Annotated in this window: 11 protein-coding genes; 3 read left to right on the top strand and 8 right to left on the bottom strand. The window is 63.0% G+C overall.

From position 1 onward, the window contains the following. Positions 1–23 precede the first annotated feature (23 nt). Together ACIQWO_RS16370 and hppD are read right to left on the bottom strand one after the other, a co-directional pair. Positions 24–1,409 carry an amino acid permease gene (locus ACIQWO_RS16370; protein ID WP_402826032.1) on the bottom strand — a complete coding sequence of 462 codons (1,386 nt, stop codon included), beginning with the start codon at positions 1,407–1,409 and terminating at the stop codon, positions 24–26. A gap of 164 nt (positions 1,410–1,573) precedes the next feature. Continuing rightward, entirely contained in the window at positions 1,574–2,647 is a 1,074-nt protein-coding gene (gene hppD, locus ACIQWO_RS16375) for a 4-hydroxyphenylpyruvate dioxygenase (RefSeq protein ID WP_039395888.1), read from the bottom strand. 324 nt (positions 2,648–2,971) lie between these two features. On the opposite strand from hppD, the gene ACIQWO_RS16380 reads away from it, so the two are divergent. Further along, complete coding sequence (locus tag ACIQWO_RS16380; protein WP_402826037.1) at positions 2,972–3,439, top strand: Lrp/AsnC family transcriptional regulator; 468 nt, start codon at positions 2,972–2,974, stop codon at positions 3,437–3,439. Between the two features lie 18 nt (positions 3,440–3,457). Here the strand turns inward: ACIQWO_RS16380 and ACIQWO_RS16385 are convergent, their stop codons facing one another. After that, complete coding sequence (locus tag ACIQWO_RS16385; RefSeq protein WP_402826040.1) at positions 3,458–4,747, bottom strand: MFS transporter; 1,290 nt, start codon at positions 4,745–4,747, stop codon at positions 3,458–3,460. Between the two features lie 478 nt (positions 4,748–5,225). Between ACIQWO_RS16385 and leuA the strand changes: the two genes are divergently transcribed. Then, positions 5,226–6,938: a 2-isopropylmalate synthase gene (gene leuA, locus ACIQWO_RS16390; RefSeq protein ID WP_402826043.1), complete on the top strand. Its 1,713-nt coding sequence runs from the start codon at positions 5,226–5,228 to the stop codon at positions 6,936–6,938. Positions 6,939–7,101: 163 nt separating this feature from the next. On the opposite strand, the gene pcaF is transcribed toward leuA, so the two are convergent. The 3 genes from pcaF to ACIQWO_RS16405 are packed head-to-tail and all read right to left on the bottom strand — an operon-like array spanning position 7,102 to position 9,662. After that, positions 7,102–8,304, bottom strand: a complete 1,203-nt coding sequence (gene pcaF / locus ACIQWO_RS16395; protein ID WP_402826046.1) for a 3-oxoadipyl-CoA thiolase — start codon at positions 8,302–8,304, stop codon at positions 7,102–7,104. 8 nt (positions 8,305–8,312) lie between these two features. Then, positions 8,313–8,963 (bottom strand): 3-oxoacid CoA-transferase subunit B, encoded by a 651-nt coding sequence (locus tag ACIQWO_RS16400; RefSeq protein ID WP_402826049.1) that lies wholly within the window; start codon positions 8,961–8,963, stop codon positions 8,313–8,315. Between the two features lie 24 nt (positions 8,964–8,987). After that, positions 8,988–9,662, bottom strand: coding sequence for a 3-oxoacid CoA-transferase subunit A (locus tag ACIQWO_RS16405; RefSeq protein WP_150661247.1), 675 nt, complete (start codon positions 9,660–9,662; stop codon positions 8,988–8,990). Positions 9,663–10,001: 339 nt separating this feature from the next. Here ACIQWO_RS16405 and ACIQWO_RS16410 point away from each other — a divergent pair, with 339 nt between their 5' ends. After that, entirely contained in the window at positions 10,002–10,802 is an 801-nt protein-coding gene (locus ACIQWO_RS16410; RefSeq protein WP_150736785.1) for an IclR family transcriptional regulator, read from the top strand. A gap of 90 nt (positions 10,803–10,892) precedes the next feature. Here ACIQWO_RS16410 and ACIQWO_RS16415 read toward each other — a convergent pair whose 3' ends face one another. Together ACIQWO_RS16415 and ACIQWO_RS16420 are read right to left on the bottom strand one after the other, a co-directional pair. After that, positions 10,893–11,102, bottom strand: a complete 210-nt coding sequence (locus ACIQWO_RS16415; protein ID WP_233327898.1) for a DUF2783 domain-containing protein — start codon at positions 11,100–11,102, stop codon at positions 10,893–10,895. Between the two features lie 42 nt (positions 11,103–11,144). Continuing rightward, the gene (locus ACIQWO_RS16420) at positions 11,145–12,878 is read right to left on the bottom strand and encodes an FAD-dependent oxidoreductase (protein ID WP_402826056.1); all 1,734 of its coding nucleotides are present in this window, start codon (positions 12,876–12,878) and stop codon (positions 11,145–11,147) included. Positions 12,879–12,985: the final 107 nt, after the last annotated feature.

Genomic DNA, 12,985 nt, shown 5'->3' on the forward strand with positions numbered 1-12,985 from the left:
CCCGGCGTGCGGCGTTGACTTATTTAGCGCGTTGCGCTGACCGGGACCGGCGCGGCCGCGTTTTTCTGACGCAGACGGTAGCCGACGGCCAGCACCACCAGCCAAACCGGGATCAGATACACGGAGATGCGCAGATCCGGGATCAGATACATCACGACCAGAATGCCAGCGAGGAACGCCAGACACAGGTAGTTCGTGAACGGGTAGCCGAGGCTCTTGAAGAACGTGGTCTCGCCAGCGCGTGCCTTGGCGCGACGGAAAGCCAGATGGATCACGCTGATCATCGCCCAGTTGATGATCAGCGCCGACACGACCAGACCCATCAGCAGTTCGAACGCCTTGCCCGGCATGAAGTAGTTGATTACCACGCACACGGCCGTTGCGGCTGCCGAGACGCCGAGGGCGGCCAGCGGAATGCCACGCGCATTGACCTTGAGCAGCGCGCGCGGCGCATTGCCCTGACCGGCCAGACCGTAGAGCATGCGGCTGTTGCAATACACGCAGCTGTTGTAGACGGACAGCGCAGCGGTCAGCACCACGGCGTTGAGCACGTGCGCGACGAAGTTGCTGTTCAGCTCATGGAAGATCAGCACGAACGGGCTACCGCCGGAGACGACCTTCTCCCACGGATACAGCGAGAGCAGCACGCCGAGTGCGCCGACGTAGAAAATCAGAATGCGGTAGATGACCTGATTGGTCGCGCGCGGAATGCTGCGCGACGGGTCGTCCGCTTCCGCCGCCGTAATGCCGACCAGCTCAAGCCCGCCGAACGAGAACATGATGACCGCCATCGCCATGACGAGGCCGGACACACCGTTCGGGAAGAAGCCGCCGTGCTGCCACAGGTTGGCGACGCTCGCTTGCGGGCCTGCGTTGCCGGAGACGAGCAGATAGCCGCCGAAGCCGATCATGCCGACGATGGCGGCGACTTTGACGATGGAGAACCAGAACTCCATCTCGCCATACGACTTCACGCTGGAGAGGTTGATGGCGTTGATGACGCCGAAGCAAACGAGTGCCGAGACCCACGTGGGAATGCCGGGCCACCAGTACTGAACGTAGATGCCGACGGCAGAGAGTTCGGCCATCGAGACGAGGACGTAAAGCACCCAGTAATTCCAGCCGGAGACGAAGCCTGCGAACTGACCGCAATACTTGTTGGCGAAGTAGCTGAACGACCCGGCGACGGGTTCGTCCACGACCATTTCACCGAGTTGGCGCATGATGAAAAACGCGACGACGCCCGCAATGGCGTAGCCCAGCAAGACTGAGGGGCCAGCGGTTTTGATGGTCTGGGCGATGCCGAGAAAGAGGCCGGTGCCGATCGCGCCACCGAGCGCGATCAACTGGATGTGACGATTCTTCAGGCCGCGGTGGAGCGAGCCATCTTTTGCTGCGTTGGCGGACATGTCTGTTCCTTACCCTACCTTCGTATTCACGCGACGCGCTTCTCTGTTTTCATGCGGTGAGCACGAACCGGAAACGTTGAGCCGCCACGGCGCGGCGCTTATGGCGCCGTCACCGTGTCCTTTGGGATCGTCCGTGCGAGCGGACGATCATGTCTCCCCGGAACTCAGACCTTGAGCGTGCCGCGCTCGATCTGGTCGCGCTCGAGCGATTCGAACAGCGCCTTGAAGTTGCCTTCGCCGAAACCGTCGTCGCCTTCGCGCTGGATGAACTCGAAGAACACCGGGCCGAGCAGCGTCTTCGAGAAGATCTGCAACAGCAGACGCGGCTTGCCGTTCTCGGTCGTACCGTCGAGCAGAATGCCGCGCGCCTTCAGTTCGCCCACCGGCTGACCGTGACCCGGCAGACGGGTCTCGAGCGCATCGTAGTAGAAGTCGTTCGGCGCGGTCATGAGGTCGACGCCTGCCATTTGCAGGTTGTCGATGACCTGAAGCAGGTTGTCGGTGAGGAAGGCAATGTGCTGAATGCCTTCACCGTTGAAGGCCATCAGGAATTCCTCGATCTGGCCGCTGCCCTTGGCCGATTCCTCGTTCAGGGGAATGCGGATTTTACCATCCGGGGCGGTCATCGCCTTGGAGGTCAGGCCGGTGTATTCGCCCGAAATGTCGAAGTAGCGAATCTCGCGGAAGTTGAACAGCTTCTCGTAGAAGTTGGCCCAGTAAGCCATGCGACCACGATAGACGTTGTGCGTCAGGTGATCGATCAGGCGCAAGCCGTGACCGACCGGGTGGCGGTCGACGCCTTCGATGTATTCGAAGTCGATGTCATAGATCGACTTGCCTTCTTCGAAGCGGTCGATCAGATACAGCGGCGCGCCGCCAATACCCTTGATCGCGGGCAGACGCAGTTCCATCGGACCGGTTTCGATCTCGACCGGCTGTGCGCCGAGTTCCAGCGCGCGGGCGTAGGCCTTGTGCGAGTCCTTCACGCGGAAGGCCATGCCGCAGGCGCTCGGACCATGCTCGGCGGCGAAGTAGGCCGCTTCGCTGTTCGGCTCGCGGTTCACGATGAAGTTGACCTCGCCCTGACGGTACAGCACCACGTCTTTCGAGCGGTGACGCGCCACGAGCGTGAAGCCCATCTGTTCGAAAATGGGTTCGAGGACATTCGGCGTAGGCGAAGCGAATTCCACGAATTCGAAGCCCATCAATTGCATCGGATTTTCAAACAGGTCGGCCATGATCGTCTCGGCTTGGTGAAGTGATTTGCAGGGATGACAGATTCATTGGACGCGTGCACCGGCCGGAGGTTACGTCCCGGCAAATACAGACGACGTCGGTTCGTGCAACAAAATTGTGCTTTATTGACCGGTGGGTCGGGTTATCACAATCAGCTCGTTCCGTCCGTCGAAATCCTTGCTATTGCAAGTGTTTCGCGCACATTTGCGTCATTTCATGAGGGGCAGTGTAAGTGCGTCGGCGCAAAATAGGATTTCGTAAATGCGCTATGGAAACCCTAGGTTATGCACTAATATTTCTAAAATTGGCTGCGATGGGAAATAAAAATGCACGACATTGAGATCGATCGGATTGACGTACGCTTGCTGGGGATATTGCAGGGCCACGGGCGGATTTCGAACCTCGAACTGGCCGAAGCGATCAAGCTTTCGCCCGCGCAGACGCTGCGGCGTCACCGCCGTCTCGAAGAAATGGGTGTAATCAAGGGCTACGACACGAGGCTCGACGCGCAACGGCTCGGCTTCAGCGTGGTCGCGTTCGTCCATGTGACGATGGAGCGCGGCCATATCCGCGACCTGTCGAACTTCAAGGGACTGGTCGCGGAACTCGCGCAGATTCAGGAATGTTTTTCCGTGACGGGCGACATCGACTACGTGCTCAAGGTCGTGGCGCGCGATTTGAAGGCGCTGTCCGAGTTTCTGCTCGATACGCTCATGCGCATTCCCGGCGTGAGCGCGGTGAAGTCGAGCGTCTGTCTCGACGAGATCAAATGCACGTCGGCCGTGCCGCTTTGATGGCGGCTAGGGCGTTCGTCACGGTTTAGGACGCGGTGTACGCGTCGCCATCCACGCGTACACGACGGACAGCGCGACCAGCCCGCAGCCGACCCACGGCGTGAGCCCGAGGGCGTTTGCGTCGACCAGTGCGCCACCCGCACCCGCGCCGAGTGCGACCCCGACATGCATGGCGGCGACGTTCACACCGACGTTCGCCTCGGCATCCTGCGGCGCGGTGCGAATCAGAAAGTTCTGCACGACCGGGGAGATCGACCACGACAGCGCACCCCAGACCATCATCGCCACGAGAAAGAGGGCGACTTGCCAGACATCGCCGCCTAACGCCGTCACCGTCATCGCTGCCAGCGGCACGCTCGCCATCGCGACGAGAAACAACGACGGACAGCCGAGCAGCGAGGCGACCGGCCCGGCCCGATCTGCGGCCCATCCACCGAGCCATGCGCCCGCCACGCCCGCGACACCGAACGCCAGAAACAGCAGGCTCATCGTGTCGGGTGAGGGAGCGAGCAGCGACTGAAGGTACGGCACGAGATAAGCGAAGAGGGTGAAGTGACCCCCGAGCATCGCAATCGTCACGCCCTGTGCGGCGAGACGTCGCGGTTGCGCGAGTGCGCGAACGTAGGCGCGCAATGTCAGCGCGGCGGGCGGCGTACTCGACGGCAACGCGCGCCACAGCACGAACACGAGCGGGGCGCTCGCCAGCGCGATGGCAGCGAAGACGGCGCGCCATCCGGCCCAGTGTTCGAGCGTCATGCCCAGCGGCACGCCGAGCACCAGCGACGCACTGATGCCCATGAAGATGATGCCGACGGCGCGTCCGTGATAGTCGGGCGGTGTAATTTCGGTCGCGAGTCGTGAGCACAACAGCACGATGGTGGCGCAACTCGCGCCCATCGCAATGCGCGCCGCAAACAACGTGGCATAGCCCGGTGCGAAGGTCGCTGCCAGATTGCTTAGCGTGAAGACCACGAGTGCGACGATGAGTGCGCGTCGTCGCGAATGCCGGGAAAGCCACGCGGCCATCGTGAAGGCCCACAACGCGAACACGGCCGAGAAGACGGTCGTCAATTGTCCGGCGGAGGCCATCGACACGTTCAGGCCGCTCGAAATGGCGGGAAGAATGCCCGTGCAGATGTTCTCGTCGATGCCGACGAGAAATACCGTCAGCGCGAGCAGCCAGACTCGGGCCGTGCGTGGACGTTCGTGCGCGGCGGCGCTATCGGGCGACGGCGAGTGTGTCGCGGTGAGCGTTGGGGCAGTCGGGGATGAAGCGGGCGAGGATGCAGCAGGTGGGGTGCGGGCCAAGGTGGTCTCCGATGTCGAGACATGTGCCGCGCGACACCGGGATTGGCGCCGACGGCTGAGCATGTCGATCCGTCGGGTTTCGGGACTGGCCCTTGGCTATCCCATGAGTTCACACGATATCGGAGACGCCGCCGATGGACAAGCCCGTGCGGCAATGCGCCGCCGGTCGGCGATGGTGCTCATCCCACATCGTGGGAAACGCATGAGGCGACACATCATGGTTGACAGCGTCAGAAAATCTGTGATTTCATGTGCCTCATGATCACCGCGCAATTCTCCCTCTCGCTACGACTACTAGCCCGCTCCACCGGGCTTGGTCCGTTGCTGCGCGCGTGCATCGTCTGAATTCCTCACTGAAGCACCGCTGATTTTCCCCAGTTACGCCGACCTGAGCCCCGGTTCATCCAACCGGAGGTCGTAGCTTATCTGCGTCTGTGCGTCGTCCGGTTGACACTTTTGCTGACAATCGAGACCCGCCATGTTGAAGAACCCCGCTACGAAGTACCAATCGTTCACCCCGGTCAACATCCCCGACCGACAGTGGCCGAGCCGCACCATCACGCGTGCCCCGATCTGGATGAGCACCGACCTGCGCGACGGTAATCAGGCGCTCTTCGAGCCGATGGACGCCCAGCGCAAGATGCGCATGTTTAAGACGCTCGTCGCCATTGGCTTCAAGGAAATCGAAGTGGCGTTCCCGTCGGCTTCCGACACCGATTTCAACTTCGTGCGTGAGTTGATCGAAGGCGGTCACATTCCCGACGACGTCACCATCGAAGTGCTCACGCAAGCCCGCGACGACCTCATCGAACGCACCTTCGCTTCGCTCAAGGGCGCACCGCGCGCCATCGTTCACCTCTACAACGCAACGGCCCCCGAATTCCGCCGCATCGTCTTCAATCTCGATCAGCCGGGCGTGAAGGCGCTCGCCGTGTCCGCTGCGAAGACGATCAAGCGCTGCGCCGATGCTGCGCCCGAAACGAAATGGACGTTGCAATACAGCCCGGAGACCTTCACGGGCACCGAACTCGATTTCGCCAAGGAAGTTTGCGACGCCGTCTTCGACGTATGGCAACCGACGCCTGAGCGCAAGTGCATCGTCAACTTGCCCGCGACCGTCGAAATCGGCACGCCGAACTACTACGCCGACCAGATCGAGTGGATGCATCGCAACCTCGCGCGCCGCGACTCGCTGATCCTCTCCGTTCACCCGCACAACGACCGTGGTACGGCCGTTGCTGCCGCCGAACTGGCCGTGATGGCTGGTGCCGATCGCATCGAAGGCTGCCTCTTCGGCAACGGCGAGCGCACGGGTAACGTCGACCTCGTCACACTCGGTCTGAACTTGTACACGCAGGGTGTCGATCCGGGCCTCGACTTCTCGAACATCAACGAAATCGCTCGCACGTCGGAAGAATGCACGCAGTTGCCGGTGCACCCGCGTCACCCGTATGTCGGCGATCTCGTGTTCACCGCGTTCTCCGGCTCGCACCAGGACGCCATCAAGAAGGGCCTCGCCGCGCAGAAGTCGGATGCCGTCTGGGAAGTGCCGTATCTCCCCATCGACCCGAGCGATCTCGGCCGCACGTACGACTCGATCATTCGCGTGAACAGCCAGTCGGGCAAGGGTGGCATCGCCTACTTGCTGGAGCAGACGTACGGCGTGCAGATGCCGCGTCGCCTGCAAGTCGACTTCAGCTCGGCCGTGCAGCGCTACACCGACGAGACGGGCGCGGAAGTCACCGCCTCGCAGATCTGGCAACTGTTCCAGAAGGAATACGTGGTGTCGACGGATCCGGTGGCGTACGTCGCCCACACGCTCTCCGAGCGCGACGGCCGTCAGCACATCGCCGTGACCATCGACGTGCATGGCCAGCGCACGACGGTGTCGGGTGCCGGTAACGGTCCGCTCGACGCGTTGATGAATGCCATGCGCACGCCGGTTCGCGTGCAGCACTACGAAGAGCGCGCGCTGACGCAAGGCGCAGATGCACGTGCCATCGCCATCGCGGAAATGGCGGGCGAAACGATTGTGGGTAGTGCGTTCGGCGTGGGTATCGACGCCAATCTGACGACGGCCTCGATCCGTGCGGTGATCAGCGGCATCAACCGTGCTTACGCCCGCAGCGATGCCGACGCGCAAGGCAAGTTCTTCGACGGCGTCATGCGTGACGTGGCGAAGGCTGTCTGAGCGACGCGAACGCTAAGGAATAACAGGAAGGACTGAAGGAGACATTGGGCAGAAGCGTCCCGCCCCGCACTGATCGTGCGGGCGGGACATCGGGAGCGGCGTGGCGGAACTTACCGGTGATCGCACGCACTCCCGGCCCGAAAACATCGGCGGTGTTGCCGTATTACACCGCTTCGATGGCGATAGCGATGCCTTGGCCGACCCCAATGCACATCGTACACAGCGCAAAGCGACCACCCGTACGCTTGAGTTGATACATCGCCGTCGTGACCAGACGTGCGCCGCTCATGCCGAGCGGATGGCCCAACGCAATGGCGCCACCGTTCGGATTGACACGCAGATCGTCGTCGGCCACGCCGAGTTGTCGCAACACGGCCAGGCCCTGGCTCGCAAACGCTTCGTTGAGTTCGATGACGTCGAACTGATCGAGCGACATACCGAGCCGCGCGAGCAGTTTTTGCGTTGCGGGAGCCGGACCGATGCCCATGATGCGCGGTGCCACCCCTGCCGTCGCCATGCCCAACACACGGGCACGCGGCGTCAGGCCATAGCGCGCCGCACTCGCCTCGTCTGCCAGCAGCAGAGCGCAGGCGCCGTCGTTGACGCCAGAAGCGTTACCGGCGGTCACGGTGCCATCAGGGCGTACCACGCCCTTGAGTCTGGCGAGCGCTTCCATGCTCGTCGCACGCGGGTGTTCGTCGCGATCCACAACGATCGCTTCGCCCTTCTTCTGGGCGATGGACACCGGCGTGATTTCCTCGGCCAGCGTGCCGTTCGCCTGAGCGCGCGCCGCCTTCTCCTGCGAGCGGACCGCAAAGCGATCCTGATCTTCGCGGCTGATGCCGAAATCGGTCGCCACGTTCTCGCCCGTCTCGGGCATCGAATCCACCCCGTACTGCGCCTTCATCAGCGGATTGACGAAACGCCAGCCGATGGTCGTGTCGTACATCTCCGCCTGGCGCGAAAACGCGCTGGCTGCCTTGCCCATCACGAACGGCGCACGGCTCATGCTTTCCACACCGCCCGCAATCATCAGACCCGCTTCGCCTGCCTTGATGGCGCGCGCGGCGGTGCCGATGGCGTCCATGCCCGAGCCGCACAGACGGTTGATCGTGGCGCCCGGCACGTCCTGCGGCAGGCCCGCGAGCAGCGCCGACATGCGCGCCACGTTGCGGTTGTCTTCGCCCGCCTGATTGGCGCAGCCGTAGATCACGTCGGCGACTTGCGTCCAGTCGACGTTCGCGTTGCGCGCCATGAGCGCCTTGAGGGGGATCGCGCCGAGATCGTCGGCACGCACCGACGACAGTGCGCCGCCGTAGCGGCCGATAGGGGTGCGAATCGCGTCGCAGATGAAGACTTCACTCATTTTTTACCTCAGGCAATGGAGGGGGACGGCAGCAGCGTCACACCGGTCAGGCGTTGCAGTTCGTCGAACGCGAGGCCCTCGACCATATCGACGACGCGCAATCCTTCAGGCGTCACGTCGATGACCGCGAGGTCGGTGTAGATGCGCGTGACGCAGCCCACGCCGGTGAGCGGATACGTGCACTGCTCGACGATCTTGCTTTCACCCTGTTTGGTCTGGTGTTCCATCATGACGAACACCTGCTTCGCGCCGCTCGCAAGGTCCATCGCGCCGCCGACGGCCGGAATTGCATCGGGTGCGCCCGTGTGCCAGTTGGCGAGGTCGCCGGTCTTCGAGACCTGGAACGCGCCCAGCACGCAGAAGTCGAGGTGGCCGCCGCGCATCATCGCGAACGAGTCGGCGTGATGGAAGTACGCACCGCCCGGCTTGAGCGTGACGGGTTGCTTACCGGCGTTGATGAGGTCTTCGTCCTCTTCGCCCTTGGCAGGGGCCGGGCCCATGCCGATCACGCCGTTCTCGCTCTGGAGAATGATTTCCTTCTCGGCGGGGAGATGGTTGGCCACTGCCGTGGGCAGGCCGATGCCGAGGTTCACATAAGCGCCGTCGGGAATATCCTGGGCGACGCGGGCGGCCATCTGGTCGCGGGTCAGTCGATTCATGTCTTGCTCCGGTTCAGATGGGGATCAGGCGGCGGTGGGCGGCACGGCGACCACACGCTGCACGAAGATGCCGGGCGTCACCACGGCTTCCGGATCGAGTTCGCCGAGTTCGACGACTTCGCTCACCTGAACGATGGCGCACTTCGCCGCCGTGGCCATGATCGGACCGAAGTTGCGGGCGGTCTTGCGATACACGAGGTTGCCCCAGCGGTCGCCCTTGAGCGCCTTGATGAGCGCGAAATCGGCGTGGATGGGCGATTCGAGCACGTACGACTTGCCGTCGATCACACGCGTCTCTTTACCTTCGGCGAGCAGCGTGCCGTAGCCGGTCGGTGTGAAGAATCCGCCGATGCCCGCGCCTGCGGCGCGAATACGCTCGGCGAGGTTGCCCTGCGGCACCAGTTCCAGTTCGATCTTGCCAGCGCGGTACAGACCGTCGAACACTTGCGAGTCGGTCTGACGGGGGAACGAGCAAATGATCTTTCGCACGCGTCCGGCCTTGAGCAGGGCGGCGAGGCCCGTTTCGCCGTTACCGGCATTGTTGTTGACGATGGTCAGGTCGCGAGCGCCTTGTTCGATCAGGGCGTCGATGAGCGCCGAGGGCATCCCGGCGTTGCCGAAGCCGCCAATCATGATCGTCGCGCCGTCATGGACGTCCGCAACTGCGCTGGCGAGCGAGTCGTAAATCTTGTTGATCACACGTGCCTCCTGGGCATTTCCGTCGATTCGCAAATCCACATTCCAGCCGGATGAACACGCTGGCGTGCACATTTCCGGTGGCTGTTTCCGGGCGATGACGTCTTGTGCGGCGGCATCGTCTGGTTCACAATGTTCTTATAGCGAACATATATTCGCTATAAGAACAGCGTAAGCCCTCCGTCGTTGGGCGTCAAGCGAGGGACTGCCCGGAGTCTTTGCGATGCGCACGGCGTGAGAAGGGCCTGAGCTGGACGAATTTGCGCGGTAGAACCGGCGGCGCAAATCCATTACGCTTGCCGTTCACGCAAAGCTCAACTTTCACCGACTTTCACCGATTACATGACCCCAGCGACGAACGACACCCCCGAAGCGACCGACAAGAAGCCGGGCGACTCCTATGTGCAGTCGTTTGCGCGCGGGCTGGCAGTGGTCAAGGCGTTCAACGCAACGCGTCCGGCGCAGACGCTCTCCGAAGTGGCGCAGGCGTCCGGTCTCACGCGCGCCGGGGCAAGGCGCATTCTGCTCACGCTCGAAGCCCTGGGTTATGTGCGCAGCGAAGGGCGTCTGTTTCGTCTGACGCCGCGCATTCTCGACCTCGGCTTTTCCTATCTGACGTCGATGCCGCTGTGGAATCTCGCCGAGCCGTTCATGGAGGCGCTGGTCCAGGAGGTGCAGGAAAGCAGCTCGGCGTCGGTGCTCGACGGCGACGACATCGTCTACGTGCTACGGGTGCCGGTGCGCAAGGTCATGTCGATCAACCTCTCCATCGGCAGCCGCCTGCCAGCGTGGTGCACGTCAATGGGCCGCGTGATGCTCTCCGCATTGCCGGACGACGAACTCGACGCGATCCTGCGCCGCGCCGATCTGCGTCAGCACACCGGACGCACCGTCACAGACATCGACACGCTGCGCGCACGAATTCTCGACGTGCGCGCAAAGGGCTGGGCGCTCGTCGATCAGGAACTGGAAGAGGGACTGATTTCGATTGCTGCGCCGATCCGCAATCGCGGCGGGCAAGTGATCGCCGCCATGAACGTCAGCGGTCAGGCAAACCGGACGTCGGCCGCCGAGATGGAAACGAAGTTCCTCGCTCCGCTGCAACAGGCCGCGCAGAAGATTTCGCAGATGGTGGTGGTGTAACGATTACGCACGGCAAACGTCGCCACAAGCAAAAGGGGCACCCGATGATCGGATGCCCCTTTTTCATTGACGAAGCCGAACGACTGACGGTCAGTGTGCGGCGTTGCCGAGCGCCCCGGCGCGCGCAAGACGAATCGCCGAGAGCAGTGTGTCGTGATCGCCAACCTGATTGGCGAGCAACAGAATCAATTGCGCGTTCGCCGCCTGACTTTGCGCGTCGTCGAGATCGCGGTGCATGTCGATGAGCGCCTCGTAGAAGTCGTCGGGACGCGTGAGTCGCGGTTGAGTATCGAGTGCCATGAAGTGTCTCCTTCCTGCTTTACTTGTGTCGTCGGATTGCGCTCATGCTGCGCATTGCAGCGGCGCGACTTCCGGTGCGGTGCGCCCCAGTGCGCGTTCGCGTGCGGCGGCGATGGCCGTCGCGTCGACCGAACGCCATCGCGCGCATACGTGTTGGTCGGGACGAATGAGATACACCGTGCCGGGCGCGGCGTCGTAACGCTGCGCGGCAAGTCCCTGTGTGTCGTGCCAGACGCTGTGCGTGTCGTGGGTATCGTGCGCCGCTTCGAGATCAGGCGTGACGAACACCGGTATCACCGGCACGCTGTCGCCCGACAAGGCTTCGAGCGAGGCGAGCGACGCAGCATCGAGCGACGACGGCGCACCGAACACGAGCGCGACGAAGCGTCCGCCCAGACGCGGCAGTAGCCAGCCCTCTTGACCGTGGCGCGCGAGCGGCGCGTCGACACAGGCGGCACCCGGCGTCATGCGACCGGCGAACGTGTCGGCTTCCGCAGTGTTCAGCGTCGACTCGTGCAACACGGCGGGCACGGACAGACGTCCGCTATTGACCAGTTGACGCGCGAACGCATGATCGCGGGCGAGCGTCAGCACAGCATCGCGGAACACGCGCGACACAGGGCTCTTCGGCGTAATGAAATCGGTGGAGCGCGTGGAGTTACGAATGTTCTCGTCGGCGGCGTACTCACGCTCGCGAGCGTACGTGTCGAGCAGCGTGTCGGGGGCATGACCGGCCAGCACCAGCGCGAGTTTCCACGCGAGGTTCTCGGCGTCCTGCACACCGCTGTTGGCCCCGCGTGCACCGAACGGCGACACACCATGTGCGGAGTCACCGGCGAACAGCACGTGACCGTGACGGAAGTCGTCCATGCGCAGACACGAGAACGTATAGACGCTGACCCATTCCAGCGTGAACTTCGCATCGGGGCCGAGCAACGCTTGCACGCGAGGGATGACACGCTCGGGGGCTTTCTCGGCGACCGGGTCGACGTCCCATCCCAATTGGAAATCGATGCGCCAGACATCGTCCGGCTGACGATGCAGCAACACCGACTGATTCGGGTGGAACGGCGGATCGAACCAGAACCAGCGCTCGGCGGGGAAGTCCGCCGTCATCTTTACGTCGGCAATCAGGAAGCGGTCCTTGAACGTGCGACCGTGGCTGTCGACGCCGATCAGCTTGCGCACGGGGCTGCGTGAACCGTCAGCCGCGACGACGTAGCGCGCGGTCGTCTGATACTCGCCATCCGGCGTCTCGACCGTGAGCGTAACGCTCGCATCCAACGCGCCGGGCGTGCCCTGCTGGGTGAGACCGACGACCTTGTTCTTCCAGCGAATCTCGATGTTCGGCAGCTCGCGTGCGCGCTCGAACAGATAGCCTTCGACGTAATACTGCTGAAGGTTGATGAAGGCTGGACGATGATGACCCGCTTCGGGCAGCAGATCGAAGTTGTAGACCTCCTGGTCGCGCAGGAACACGCGGCCCACGTTCCAGCGCACGCCTTTTTCCACCATGCGCTCGCCGCAACCCAGACGGTCGAAGATATCGAGCGTGCGCTTGGCGAAGCAGATGGCGCGCGAGCCGGTCGAGAGCGTGCAATCGTCGTCGAGCACGATCACGGACACACCTTGCTGCGCGAGGTCGATGGCGGTGGCGAGGCCAATCGGGCCTGCACCGACCACGATGACGGGGTGCGTGACGGGGTCGGCGTGTGCGGCCTGTTCGGCGCACGACCGATATTCGAACGTCAGGCGCTGGTAATCGATGCTGCTCATGCAAAGTCTCCATCGTCGGCACCGCACCGGCACGCAAGCGCCGGTGGGTGACGTTTTTCTACTTTTGCTTTGACTGCTGATTGCTACCTATTGCGGGCGCAGCGTCC

This window comes from Pandoraea sp. NPDC090278 (genome assembly GCF_044772185.1).
Classification (GTDB): domain Bacteria; phylum Pseudomonadota; class Gammaproteobacteria; order Burkholderiales; family Burkholderiaceae; genus Pandoraea.